Origin of the sequence: Rhodococcus sp. 27YEA6, from assembly GCF_044908235.1 — a bacterium.
In the GTDB taxonomy this organism is placed as follows: Bacteria; Actinomycetota; Actinomycetes; order Mycobacteriales; family Mycobacteriaceae; genus Rhodococcus_F; species Rhodococcus_F qingshengii.
Genome location: NZ_JBIYCY010000001.1, coordinates 936,365 through 948,633, shown reverse-complemented (window position 1 = coordinate 948,633; position 12,269 = coordinate 936,365). Strand labels below are relative to the sequence as shown.

The window sequence follows — 12,269 nt, the reverse complement described above, 5'->3', positions numbered from 1 at the left end:
GATCGCACGGTCAGATGCGGCTCGGGTCGATCACCCCGAGCCGAACTGCTTTGACCAGTCGCCGAGGCACCCGGTGGGTCTGGCCGAAGGCCGTGACCTCGACCAGATCGGGCGCCGTCGCCTTCCACTGGGCACGACGGCTGCGAGTGTTGGAACGGGACATCTTCCGCTTGGGAACGGCCATCAGAGTGCCTTGCGCTTTCCGTAGCGCCGCTCGAACTTCTCGACGCGTCCGGCGGTGTCCATCACACGTTGCGCTCCGGTCCAGAACGGGTGAGAGTCGCTCGTGACGTCGACGACCAGCAGCGGGTACGTGCCACCATCTTCCCATTCGACGGTGCGCTCACTCGTCACGGTCGATCGGGTCAGGAAGCTCTTGCCGGTGCTGGCGTCCTGGAAGACCACCGGGTGGTAGTCGGGGTGCATCTGCTTCTTCATTCGTTTCCCTCTCGCGTTGATTCGGTTTCGGCATAAGGTGATTCGGATTCGTCACACGGGTCTTCGTGAAACTCGCCGAACGGGTCTTCCCACGTTGCCCACGACGCTTCGTCCGCCAATTCGTCGTCGGTGACCAAGGCGTGCTGCAGTGTTCGGTCGATCTCGAGCGGGTTCGCACCGCACGTCAGAACGACCATCGAGGTGTCGCGATCACCGAAACGCTCGTCCCATTTCAGGGCCGCGAGTGCACGGCGTTCAGCTGGAACGTGGTCTCGTTCCTCCGGCGTCATCGCGGCAAGCCAGGTGTCCGCGCTGGCAACTCGCAGGCCACCGCCCGCCGATTCGAGCCAGAGCGCTTCACCCGGTTGCGTTGCCACCCAGACTCGTCCGCGGGAGTACACGACGCCTTCGAGCAGGACGTCGATCGCCTCGTGCAGACGACCGGGGTGGAACGGCCGGTTCGCGGTGAACTCGACGAGCATCACTCCGCCGTCGTCGTCGAGCGGCGGCTGGCGACGCAACAGCGGTGAGTGAGCGTCGGCCCGTTCACCGCGTCGCGCATCCGCAGGCACCTCGAGGAGCAGTGCCTCGATGTCGTCTCCCTCATCGAAGACGGGTACCCGTGGAGCGATGCGCGCGAGAACCGCGTTCAAGCGGGACCGCTGCCAGCCGTCGAGCGCATCGGACCCGCGTAGGACGAGCGCGTCGGCGAAGTCGACCTGCCCGACGACGACCTGAGCCAGGGTGCGGTCGTCGTCGAGAGCTTCGTCGCCGGTGGCGTCTGCCAGCCAGGTCGCCGCGTCGATGCACGTCACGACGGCGTCGACGCGGACGTCCCGCTGCGCCGGTCCGTCCAGTTGGCCGACGACGCCGGTTACGACGACGTGCTCGATCGCCCAGCACAGCGCCTCGGGCTCGAGTTGCCGGTCCAACAGCAACACGATCCGCTGCACCGAACTGTGCGAGTGAAGCCGGCGCAGGAGCGGCAGCAAGTCTTCGCGCAGAGTGCAGGAGACGCAGCCGTGCGCGAGCTCGAGGATCGTCTCGCGCTCGGACACAGTGCCGGCAGACCCGGCACTCCCGGTCATCGAGGTGACCGTCCGCCGGACCACCCCTTCACGGACGTGGCTCAGGTCGTGGTGGACCAGAACAGTTCCCGTTCGCAGCAACGCTCGTGCGGTGTGTGGGGTGGATTCGCTCATGCCGGCGACCAGGACCAGCGGAGTCCTGCCGTCCAAGATCGTGTTCACAGCGGGCCTTTCTGGGAATGATTGTCATTACCGAGGTTGAACGGTACATTGATCTCACCGCATTGTCGAAAATGATTGTCATCTGCAAGTTGAAAGGAACACCCATGTCGGCTCACTGCCAAGTGACCGGACGTGTGCCGGGGTTCGGAAAATCCGTCTCGCACTCTCACAAGCGTTCGAACCGTCGCTGGAACCCGAACATCCAGCGCAAGACCTACCTCCTGCCCAGCGAGGGGCGTCGCATCACACTCACGCTCTCGACCAAGGGCATCAAGACGATCGACCGCGACGGCATCGAATCCGTCGTCGCCCGGATCCGCGCGCGCGGCGAGAAGGTCTGAGCAGATGGCACGCAACGAGATCCGCCCGATCGTGAAACTCAAGTCCACCGCGGGCACCGGGTACACGTACGTGACCCGCAAGAACCGTCGTAACGACCCCGATCGACTCGTACTGAAGAAGTACGACCCGGTGCTGCGAAAGCACGTCGATTTCCGAGAAGAGAAGTAGGCATGGCCAAGAAGTCGAAGATCGCGAAGAACAACCAGCGACGGGTCGTCGTCGAGCGGTACGCGGAGCAGCGGTCCGCTCTCAAGGAGACGATCCGCTCCCCGAAAAGCTCGGCAGAGGAGCGCGCGAAGGCCCAAGCGACCCTGCAACGTCTACCACGCGACGCCAGTCCGGTACGATTGCGCAATCGAGACGCTGCGGATGGACGTCCGCGCGGCCACCTGCGGAAGTTCGGGCTCTCCCGGATTCGCGTGCGAGAAATGGCGCACCGTGGGGAACTGCCTGGCGTACACAAGTCGAGCTGGTAAGGAAGTCGGATGGCAGTCAAGCGTTCACCGTCGAAGAAGCCACGCCCCGTAGAGGGTCGTAAGCCCAAGAAGAACCCGTTGTTCGCAGCGAAGATCACGCATGTCGATTACAAGGACATCAACTTGCTTCGCACGTTCATCTCGGACCGCGGCAAGATCCGCAGCCGTCGCGTCACGGGCCTGACCCCGCAGCAGCAGCGTCAGGTCGCCGTTGCAGTGAAGAACGCACGCGAAATGGCGTTGCTCCCCTTCACCGCCGCCCGGTAGTCATACGTGCTCGGTAGTCACACGTAGAAGTACCGAAGAGGTCGCGCAGTCACTCGACTGCGCGGCCTTTTTGTTGCCCTGACTAAGATTTTCCCGAAGTCGTTCATTCCAGTCGAGAGGTGCCCGCAGCGTGTCGGGAGTTGTTGCGGGTTTCACCGTAATTTTTGTTGTCATCGCGGTCGGGTATCTCCTCGGCCGTCTCGGCACCCTCGGTAGCCAAGGACAGTTCGTTCTCGGTCGACTCGTCTTCTTCGTCGCGACGCCTGCCCTGCTGTTCACCACCCTCGCGTCGTCCGATCTTTCGGTGATCTTCTCGCCGACGCTCGCCGTTGCGTCGGCTACTGCCTTTGCCGTCGGCGCTCTGTACGTCGTCGTCGCAAAGATCTGGCTCAACCGGCCGCTACCCGAACTGACCATCGGCGCGCTGTCGGCTTCGTACGTGAATTCGGCCAACCTCGGAATCCCGATCGCGGTGTTCGTGCTCGGCGATGCCACGTTCGTCGCGCCGCTCCTGCTCTTTCAGATCGTCGTGTACTCCCCGATCGCCTTGACGATCCTCGATCTGACGGCCCTTCGCGGCGCGGATGCCGAGAAGCTCTCGTTGATCGACACCGTCACCGCCCCGTTCAAGAATCCGATCGTGCTCGCGGGCGCTGCGGGGTTGATCGTCGCGTTGATCGGTTGGGTACCGCCCCGGCCGCTGATGCAGCCTTTCGAATTGATCGGCGCGACGTCGGTACCCGGTGCGCTGTTGGCATTCGGGCTCTCGCTCTACGGCGTGCGGGTGCTGGAGAAGGGCTCGAGTCCACGCCGCGACGTCGCGCTGGCGTCGACGCTCAAGATCGTGGTCCAACCTGTGCTGGCCTATCTGATGGCGCATTTCCTCCTCGGCATCGACGGTCATCAGTTGTTCGCCATCGTGGTCGTCTCGACGTTGCCGACGGCGCAGAACGTCTTCATCTACGCAAGCCGCTATCGGCGCGGAATGGTCCTCGCCCGAGACAGTGCCTTTGTCACCACTTTGGCGTCAATTCCGGCAATTGCGCTGGTCACAGCGCTACTCGCTTGAGCAGGGTTACGGTGGATTCATGCGTGTACTAACCCTCGCCGTTCTGGCCTGCCTTGCTGTGGCCGGATGCTCCGTCGGGGCCCAGACCACGGGGCCGGTTGCCGCACCGAATCCGATGGCGGCCAACGAAGCAAGTCCCGCCGACTGGTCGCTCGGAACCCCCGTTCCCGACGAGGTCGACGACAGCGAGATGGGCACGGAGTTCGACAGCCGCACCGACATCGTGGGTGCGACGGCCACGATGTTCGAATCGTGGTCCGAGGTCGACGATCACACGGTGGCCGTCCACTTCGTGACCGGCACTCCGGAGTGCTACGGCGCGTACGCAACCGTCGAAGAGACCGATACGACGGTGATCGTCACGCTCCGAACCGGGGCACTGCCCGAGGCCGCGGACAAGATGTGCATTCTGGTTGCCGTGTTCGGCAGCTTGGATGTCCCGCTGAGCCGACCGCTCGGCGATCGTCACGTCATCAACGGCTAGCTGCGCGCCTAAACGGCACAAGTTCGACGATCGAACACGCCGTTTCGTCAGGTGTGGTGTGCGTCTCCTCGGGACAGACTGAAAACCGACACCCGTTCACTCGCTCGTCGGCAGCTTTCGACTCGAGCGGTGCTCAACATGAAGGAGCTCGCAAGTGCCTACTCTCCAGAGAGACGTTGCAATCGTCGGCGCCGGCCCCTCTGGCCTGGCAGCTGCAACCGCGCTGCGCAAGGCCGGTTTGACCGTCGCTGTAATCGAAGCGCGCGACCGCGTCGGCGGCCGCACGTGGACCGACACCATCGACGGAGCAGTTCTGGAAATCGGCGGCCAGTGGGTCTCCCCCGACCAGACCGCCCTGATCGCCTTGCTCGACGAACTCGGCCTGAAAACTTTCGAGCGCTACCGCGAGGGCGAGTCCGTCTACATCTCGTCAGCGGGCGAGCGGACGCGATACACGGGTGATTCCTTCCCCACGAACGACACCACGAAGAAGGAGATGGACCGTCTCATCGACGAGATGGACGATCTCGCAGCGCAGATCGGCGCCGAGGAACCGTGGGCACATCCCCTCGCCCGCGATCTCGACACAGTCTCCTTCAAGCAGTGGCTGATCAATCAGTCCGACGACGCCGAGGCACGTGACAACATCGGTCTCTTCATCGCCGGTGGCATGCTCACCAAGCCCGCCCACTCGTTCTCTGCCCTGCAGGCCGTACTCATGGCCGCTTCCGCAGGCTCGTTCTCCCATCTCGTCGACGAGGACTTCATCCTCGACAAGCGAGTGATCGGCGGAATGCAGCAGGTATCGATCCGCATGGCAGAGGCCCTCGGCGACGACGTCTTCCTCAACGCACCCGTGCGTACGGTGCAGTGGAACGAATCCGGTGCAACGGTGTTGGCGGACGGCGATGTTCGCGTCGAGGCAAGCCGAGTGATCCTGGCCGTACCGCCCAACCTCTACTCCCGGATCTCGTACGATCCCCCGCTGCCGCGTCGTCAGCACCAGATGCACCAGCACCAGTCCCTCGGCCTCGTCATCAAGGTTCACGCGGTGTACGAGACGCCTTTCTGGCGCGAAGACGGCCTCTCCGGCACCGGCTTCGGCGCGTCCGAGGTAGTGCAGGAGGTGTACGACAACACCAACCACGAGGACGATCGCGGCACCCTGGTCGCTTTCGTCTCCGACGAGAAGGCCGACGCGATGTTCGAGCTTTCCGTCGAGGAGCGTAAGGCCACGATTCTGGCCTCACTTGCCCGCTATCTCGGCCCGAAGGCCGAAGAGCCGGTTGTGTACTACGAATCCGACTGGGGCTCGGAGGAATGGACCCGCGGTGCGTACGCAGCGAGCTTCGACCTCGGAGGCCTGCACCGCTACGGCGCGGATTCCCGCACGCCCGTCGGCCCGATTCACTTCTCGTGCTCCGACATTGCGGCCGAGGGGTACCAGCACGTCGACGGTGCCGTTCGGATGGGTCAGCGAACCGCAGCCGACATCATCGCTCGCAGCAAGGCCTGACGGCCGCTTTGCCAAGTCTCGATCATTGCCCGGCAGTCACGATTGCCGGGCAATGATCGAGAGCAGTAGTTCGGCCCGAACCCTGGCCACTTCCAGCCGACAGTCGATCAGGCTCTCCACCTTCGCCATTCGGCTCCGCAGTGTGTGCCGGTGAACGCCCATCGTGATGGCGGCCGCTTCCCAGTGTCCGTTGGCCTCGAGAAATGCCCGCAGCGACGCCAGCAGTTCGGTGCCGTTGTCACGGTCGTAGTCCTCGATCGGTGTGATCATCGTTTCCGCCAGCGTGTTGAGCACTTCACGCGTCGAATCGAAAGACAGCAGCACACTTCCGGTCAGAGCTGCGAATTCCAAAGGCTCGCCACCGATTTCCGCCGCCGACGCACACAACTGGGACTGTTCGACGGCGACCGCCAGCGCAGCGACCACCCGTCGCGCGCTCAAGCCGACACGAAGCGCGCGAAGATCCGACCTCGATACCCCGCCGAGCAGCTCTCGGGCGAACTCGACGTCGTCGGTTCCACGCAGCAGCACCGTGACGCGAGTGTCGTTGATCCGCGAGAACAACTGCCGCCCTGCCTTGTTCATGAACTCGGCAATCTCGGCTCCGACGCGTCCCGCTACGTCGGACGTGTCGGCAAGAACTGTCAATCCTCGGATCATTCCCTCGCCGTCGGCGGCCTGCCTGATCTGTTGCCACGCCGGCGCCGGGTCGCGATCCTCGGTGAGCAGCAGCCCGAGGGCGTGCGAATTCAACTGATCCTGAGTAGCACGCAGGCGCGCAGGTTTCTCGAAGTCCAACGCCAACAACGAGTTCGCGTGACCGAGCAGTATCTGATCGACGTAGCTGAGCGCCGAAGCACTGATCACCGCCAGGTATCCGTACGGCGTTCGCCCGACGCTGATCTGCTGCACCGCGATCGACGCTCCAGACCTTGCGAGCGTCACGCTACTGGAGGCACCGCCCCCGAGGGTTGCTCGCAGTTCGTCGATCACGTCGTCCGTCGGCAGTTGAGGTGAGCTCTCGAGAACTCGTCCGGCGACGTCGAGAAGAAGCACCGTCGCCGAAGTCGCGATCGCCAGTTCACGCACGGTCGCAGCCGTTCCGCCGGAAATGACGGCACGCGTCATCCGCGGTTGCGCCCGCGACGCCCGGAGGACAGCTTCATATTCCTGCTCTGCCAACCGGCTCATTACGCGCTTGACGACGGCAGCAAACGGCGTCGGCAGCGGCACCTCGATCAGCGGGAGTCCGATCTCGTCGGCGACGGCCACCAGATCGGCCGGGACCTCGGGGTACGAGAGCCCGGTTCCGAATCCCACCGCCGCCACACCTGCCGCGTCGAGCATTCGGAGATAGCGGCCGCGCTTTTGCTGAGTGGACGGCAATCGGATGCCGGTGGTGAGGATGAATTCGCCGCCGGTCAACCACCGGAAAGGGTCGAGCAACTCCGTGGCGTGCGCAAATGTGATTTCGCGACCGACGCCCTGGGCGCCGCCTTTGAGTTCCAGCGCGAGGTCCGGCTGCGCCAACATCCACCGCACAGCGATCGTCATGGGCTGGACTGTACAACTCGGCGCGTCGGCGATCAAAGATTTCACCTTTTTGGCAGCTGCCTTTACTTGTGAGTCAGCGCACACTTGCTCACACACGCCCCACAAAGTGCGAGTTCCGTGCTGATCACCTCGGCCGGAACTCGTTCGACCTCGAGAGGAACCGGTACCGATGTCGATCGTCGTACTCGAGAACTACATCAACGGTGAATTCGTCGCCTCAGCCGCGACGGAAACACTTGACCTGATCAACCCCGTGGACGAGAGTGTGGTCGGGCGTACGCCGGTCTCCACGAAGGAAGACGTCGACGCCGCCGTCGAAGCCGCACAGAGAGCATTCGAGACCTGGGGCAAGACGACGCCGAGCGTGCGGCAGGCTGCACTCCTCAAGCTCGCCGACGCCATCGAAGCGCACAGCGACGAAATCGTCGCAGCCGAAAGCGCCAACACCGGCCAGGCCCACCAGATGATCGCCGACGAAGAGGTCAAGGTCGGAGCCGATCAGATGCGGTTCTTCGCCGGAGCCGCACGACTTCTCGAGGGCAAGGCGGCCGGAGAGTACATGGAGGGTTTCACCTCCTACGTCCGTCGTGAGCCGATCGGCGTCGTCGGTCAGGTCACGCCCTGGAACTACCCGTTCATGATGGCGCTGTGGAAGATCGGGCCCGCCCTCGCGGCCGGCAACACGATCGTCCTCAAGCCCAGCGACACCACACCGGGCAGCACGCTGGTCCTGGCGAAGCTCTCGAAGGGCATCCTGCCAGACGGCGTGTTCAACGTCGTGCTCGGCAACGGCGGAACCGGAGCGACGTTGGTGGAGAACCCGGCCCTCGGTCTCGTCTCGATCACCGGTTCGGTGCGGGCGGGCATCGCTGTCGCCGTGTCCGCAGCACAGCAGCTCAAGCGCGCGCACCTCGAACTGGGCGGCAAAGCGCCGGCGATCGTCTTCGGCGACGTCGACATCGAGAAGACCGCCACCGGCATCGCCGAGGCAGCGTTCTTCAACGGCGGCCAGGATTGCACCGCGGCCACTCGCGTGATCGTTCACGAGTCCATCCACGATCAGCTCGTCGAAGCCCTCGTCCGGAACGCCGAGAAGCTGCGCCCCGGAGCGCCTTCCGATCCTGATGCCTTCTACGGCCCGCTCAACAACATCAATCACTTCAACGCCGTGAGCGACAAGATCGCGAACCTGCCGGCGTCGGCCAAGATCGTTACCGGCGGAAAGCGTTCGGGCGAAACCGGATTCTTCTTCGAGCCGACCGTCATCACCGGCGTCGCGCAATCGGACGACATCGTGCAGGAAGAGACTTTCGGTCCTATCCTCACAGTCCAGAGCTTCTCCGACGAGAAGGAGGCGATCACGCTTGCCAACGACGTTCGGTTCGGCCTGGCCTCGAGCATCTGGACCAAGGATCACGGTGTCACGCAACGCGTCTCCGCTGCTCTCGACTTCGGTGCGGTGTGGATCAACTGCCACATCCCGCTCGTCGCCGAAATGCCGCACGGCGGCTTCAAGTATTCCGGTTACGGCAAGGATCTCTCGGCCTACGGAGTCGAGGACTACACCCGTCTCAAGCACGTCATGAGTTCGCACGACTGAGTCGCCGCCCCTCCTGCTGTGCGCCTTTATCAACCCCCCGCGGTTAATAAAGGCGCACAGCAGATTCCTCCAATCCGGAAAAGAGCCACCATGCGCCTTATCGTCGGATACCTCGCCACACCCAGCGGTAAAGACGGGCTGGTCCTCGGGGCCCAGCTCGCGCGCAGTCTCGGCGCGCAACTCGACATCTGCATGGTCCTCCCACCGGATCGGACACTGCCGGCCAAGGTTCCCTCGGAAGCCGGCTACGACGACATCCTCGCCGCGCGTGCACACGACTGGCTCGCCGAGGCGAAAGCGTCGGTGCCCGAGGACATCCAGGTGGAAGTACACCTGAGCTTCCACGAGTCGTTCGCTCAGGGCCTGCTCGACGAAGTGGACCGACTGAATGCGCTCGCGATCGTGGTGGGAGCTTCCGGCGACGGTCTGCTCGGCCGTCACGCGATAGGTTCGGTCTCGACCGAACTGCTTCACTCCGCCCATGTCCCGGTAGCACTGGCGCCTCGCGGAACGCGGCACTCGGCGGCCACTGCTATACGAGAGGTCACCTGTGCACTCGGCACCCGTGTCGGCGCCGACATCGTCTTGAACACCGCCGTGCGCGCCAGCGAACTGATGCAGGTTCCGCTGCGACTGGTCTCACTGGTAGCGCTCGACCCCCAGAACGATCTGCGCGATCATCGCGACACCGCCGAGTCGGCCAGGGAGCGTGCACGAAATCACGCTCAGGACACACTCGACGTCGCAAGAGCCGCGCTCCCCGCGGAGTTCCCCATCGAGGTCATCATCGCCGACGGGTCCACCGTGGAATCGGCAGTGCGTCAACTGGACTGGCAGGACGGCGATCTCGTGATGGTCGGTTCAAGTCGCCTCGCCCAGCCCCGCAAACTTTTCCTGGGCTCGACCGCCGCCAAGATGCTGCGCGTACTGCCCGTACCCATGGTCGTAGTGCCCAAGCACGAATTCACCCAGCCGGAGGCACTGTCATGACCAGCACCGAACTGAGTTCCAAAGGCCTCGCCACCGGCAAGATCGGCATGATCTCCGGCGCGGTGCTCGGAATCTCCTCCGTGGCACCGGGTTACACCCTGACGGCCAGCATCGGATTGATCGTCGCCGCGGTCGGTCTCAAGATGCCCGCCATCTTCATCGCCGGCTTCATCCCGATGTTCCTCACCGCGTACGCGTACCGCGAACTGAACTCCGACACTCCTGACTGCGGAGCGTCATTCACGTGGTCCACCAAGGCATTCGGACCGTACGTCGGCTGGATGTGCGGCTGGGGCATGGTGATCGCCACCATCATCGTGCTCTCGAACCTCGCTGCAATTGCCGTCGACTTCTTCTATCTGTTCATCGCGCGGGTGGCCGACAATCCCTCCATCGCCGACCTGCCGGGCAATAAATTCGTCAACGTCGGCACCACACTGGTGTTCATCGCGTTGGCCACCTGGATTGCCAGTCGGGGAATCACCACCAGCGAGCGCGTACAGTTCGCGCTCGTCGGCTTCCAGATGGTGCTGCTGGTCGTCTTCGCCGTCGTTGCACTGGTTCACGTCGGCGCCGGCGACGCCCCGGCCGGATTGTCCTTCGACCTGAGTTGGTTCAACCCGTTCAGCGGACTCGCCATCGGTGCGTTTGTCATCGGACTCACCGGATCGATCTTCGCGTTCTGGGGCTGGGATACCTGTCTCACGCTGGGCGAGGAGTCGAAGAACCCCAAGAAGACCCCCGGCCGCGCCGGTTTGCTCTGTGTCGCAACCATTCTCCTTACCTACCTGCTGGTCGCCGTTGCCGCGATGATGTACGCCGGCGTCGGCGAGGAAGGCCTCGGCCTCGGCAATCCCGACAACTCCGAGAACGTCTTCGGCGCTCTGGCCGACCCGGTCCTGGGCAACTGGGGCGGAATGCTTCTGTTCCTCGCGGTCTTCGTCTCTTCAGTCGCCAGCCTGCAGACCACGTTCCTGCCCGCGGCACGAACCATGCTCGCCATGGGTGCATACGGAGCTTTCCCCAAGAAGCTCGCCGAGGTCTCGCCTCGGTTCCTGGTGCCGTCGTACGCGACCGTCGTGGCCGGCGCGGTAACCGCAGTGTTCTACAGCGTCGTCACGTTCCTGTCCGAAAGTGCTCTGCTCGACACGATCGCCGCACTCGGCATCATGATCTGCTGGTACTACGGCATCACCGCATTCGCGTGCGTGTGGTACTTCCGCAAGACGCTTTTCGAGAGCGTACGAAACTTCGTCTTCCGGCTCGCGTTCCCACTCATCGGTGGCCTCATGCTGCTTGCGGTGTTCGTCATTTCGGTCCAGGAGAGTATGAATCCGGACAATGCCAGCGGAGCATCCATCGGCGGAATCGGCCTGGTCTTCTTCCTCGGCTTCGGAATCCTCATCCTCGGCGCGGTCCTGATGATGGTCATGCGAGTACGCAATCCCGAGTTCTTCGAGGGCAAGACCCTCAACCGCGACACGGAGGCTCTGCGCGACGAGAACGACCTCAGCGTGTCCTAGGAGACAGTAGATTCGGGGGCCTGCGCGATCAGGCCCGCCATCAACACGCGCAAGCCGAATTCGAAGGCGGCGTCGGCACGTTCGGGATTTTTCCCGGACGTTGCCAACGCCGCCTTCATCGCGTCGTTGGCTTCGGGTCCCGACGCCCACTGGACGTCCGGCGCCGCCAGGTCCAGGGCCGAGCCGAGAACAAAACTGTCGACGGTCGTGATCGCGTGCAGTGTTTCGGTCGGGTCGAAGCCACCATCGGCAAATGCCTGCGCCAATGCGTTGTAGAGGGTGAACGCCACACCGGCCTGCACCGTCTGGGCCGTGAAGAGCGGAATCAGACGAGGATGCGCGGCGTAGCTTCGCCGGTACTCGGCTGCCAGCGCCGCGACGGTCTCACTCCAGGTCCCCGAGGCCGACTCGACGTCGATTCCTGCCATCAACTGCGCCCTCATCAGTTCGACGATCTCGGCTCGTCCGGAAACGTGGTTGTAGAGCGAGGACGGTCGAACCTTCAGTCTTGCGGCGAGTCCCGGCATGGTGAAGTCGCCGGATTCGTCCACCGACTCGATCGCTGCCTCGGTGATGATCGCCGGTGAGAGCAGTCGTTGCGATGGCCGCGGCATATGTCCTCCTGTAGTGATCCACACCGTTCGGGGCGCTGCAAAAAACAATTCCTCGAAAGTCCTTGATCAATCAGCGCTCACCCACCATACTTAACGAATCACATTCGTTTTACGTTGAACGTCGAATACCCGAGCACCGAGGAAAC

Annotated in this window: 15 protein-coding genes; 10 read left to right on the top strand and 5 right to left on the bottom strand. The window is 63.5% G+C overall.

The window, feature by feature from the left end; genetic code table 11:
* Positions 1-10: 10 nt before the first annotated feature.
* From rpmF to mrf, 3 genes are read right to left on the bottom strand one after another with little or no spacing between them, the layout of a single operon-like run.
* Positions 11-184 (bottom strand): 50S ribosomal protein L32, encoded by a 174-nt coding sequence (gene rpmF, locus ABH939_RS04675; RefSeq protein WP_007727540.1) that lies wholly within the window; start codon positions 182-184, stop codon positions 11-13.
* Positions 184-438, bottom strand: a complete 255-nt coding sequence (locus tag ABH939_RS04670; RefSeq protein WP_003946367.1) for a type B 50S ribosomal protein L31 — start codon at positions 436-438, stop codon at positions 184-186. Before ABH939_RS04670 ends, rpmF begins: the two co-directional genes overlap by 1 nt.
* Complete coding sequence (gene mrf, locus ABH939_RS04665; protein ID WP_387480195.1) at positions 435-1,688, bottom strand: ribosome hibernation factor-recruiting GTPase MRF; 1,254 nt, start codon at positions 1,686-1,688, stop codon at positions 435-437. Before mrf ends, ABH939_RS04670 begins: the two co-directional genes overlap by 4 nt.
* 104 nt (positions 1,689-1,792) lie before the next feature.
* Between mrf and rpmB the strand changes: the two genes are divergently transcribed.
* From rpmB to ABH939_RS04630, 7 genes are all read left to right on the top strand, one after another.
* Positions 1,793-2,029: a 50S ribosomal protein L28 gene (rpmB, locus tag ABH939_RS04660; RefSeq protein ID WP_003946346.1), complete on the top strand. Its 237-nt coding sequence runs from the start codon at positions 1,793-1,795 to the stop codon at positions 2,027-2,029.
* Between the two features lie 4 nt (positions 2,030-2,033).
* Positions 2,034-2,198 carry a 50S ribosomal protein L33 gene (rpmG, locus tag ABH939_RS04655; protein ID WP_003946358.1) on the top strand — a complete coding sequence of 55 codons (165 nt, stop codon included), beginning with the start codon at positions 2,034-2,036 and terminating at the stop codon, positions 2,196-2,198.
* A gap of 2 nt (positions 2,199-2,200) precedes the next feature.
* Complete coding sequence (gene rpsN, locus ABH939_RS04650; RefSeq protein WP_003946379.1) at positions 2,201-2,506, top strand: 30S ribosomal protein S14; 306 nt, start codon at positions 2,201-2,203, stop codon at positions 2,504-2,506.
* Between the two features lie 9 nt (positions 2,507-2,515).
* Positions 2,516-2,773: a 30S ribosomal protein S18 gene (gene rpsR / locus ABH939_RS04645; RefSeq protein WP_003946414.1), complete on the top strand. Its 258-nt coding sequence runs from the start codon at positions 2,516-2,518 to the stop codon at positions 2,771-2,773.
* A gap of 130 nt (positions 2,774-2,903) precedes the next feature.
* Complete coding sequence (locus ABH939_RS04640) at positions 2,904-3,842, top strand: AEC family transporter (protein ID WP_003946401.1); 939 nt, start codon at positions 2,904-2,906, stop codon at positions 3,840-3,842.
* A gap of 19 nt (positions 3,843-3,861) precedes the next feature.
* Positions 3,862-4,326: a hypothetical protein gene (locus ABH939_RS04635; protein WP_007727550.1), complete on the top strand. Its 465-nt coding sequence runs from the start codon at positions 3,862-3,864 to the stop codon at positions 4,324-4,326.
* Positions 4,327-4,480: 154 nt separating this feature from the next.
* Positions 4,481-5,842, top strand: a complete 1,362-nt coding sequence (locus tag ABH939_RS04630; RefSeq protein WP_099698243.1) for an NAD(P)/FAD-dependent oxidoreductase — start codon at positions 4,481-4,483, stop codon at positions 5,840-5,842.
* A 36-nt stretch (positions 5,843-5,878) separates the two neighbouring features.
* Here the strand turns inward: ABH939_RS04630 and ABH939_RS04625 are convergent, their stop codons facing one another.
* On the bottom strand, positions 5,879-7,396 hold the full coding sequence (locus tag ABH939_RS04625) for a PucR family transcriptional regulator (protein ID WP_003946355.1): 1,518 nt from the start codon (positions 7,394-7,396) through the stop codon (positions 5,879-5,881).
* Between the two features lie 169 nt (positions 7,397-7,565).
* Here ABH939_RS04625 and ABH939_RS04620 point away from each other — a divergent pair, with 169 nt between their 5' ends.
* From ABH939_RS04620 to ABH939_RS04610, 3 genes are all read left to right on the top strand, one after another.
* Entirely contained in the window at positions 7,566-8,996 is a 1,431-nt protein-coding gene (locus tag ABH939_RS04620; protein WP_003946421.1) for a gamma-aminobutyraldehyde dehydrogenase, read from the top strand.
* 90 nt (positions 8,997-9,086) lie between these two features.
* Entirely contained in the window at positions 9,087-9,986 is a 900-nt protein-coding gene (locus ABH939_RS04615; RefSeq protein WP_007727555.1) for a universal stress protein, read from the top strand.
* Positions 9,983-11,509, top strand: a complete 1,527-nt coding sequence (locus ABH939_RS04610) for an APC family permease (protein WP_003946397.1) — start codon at positions 9,983-9,985, stop codon at positions 11,507-11,509. The genes ABH939_RS04615 and ABH939_RS04610 overlap by 4 nt, the downstream gene beginning before the upstream one ends.
* Here ABH939_RS04610 and ABH939_RS04605 read toward each other — a convergent pair.
* Entirely contained in the window at positions 11,506-12,123 is a 618-nt protein-coding gene (locus ABH939_RS04605) for a TetR/AcrR family transcriptional regulator C-terminal domain-containing protein (protein ID WP_030536334.1), read from the bottom strand. The genes ABH939_RS04610 and ABH939_RS04605 overlap by 4 nt on opposite strands.
* Positions 12,124-12,269 lie beyond the last annotated feature (146 nt).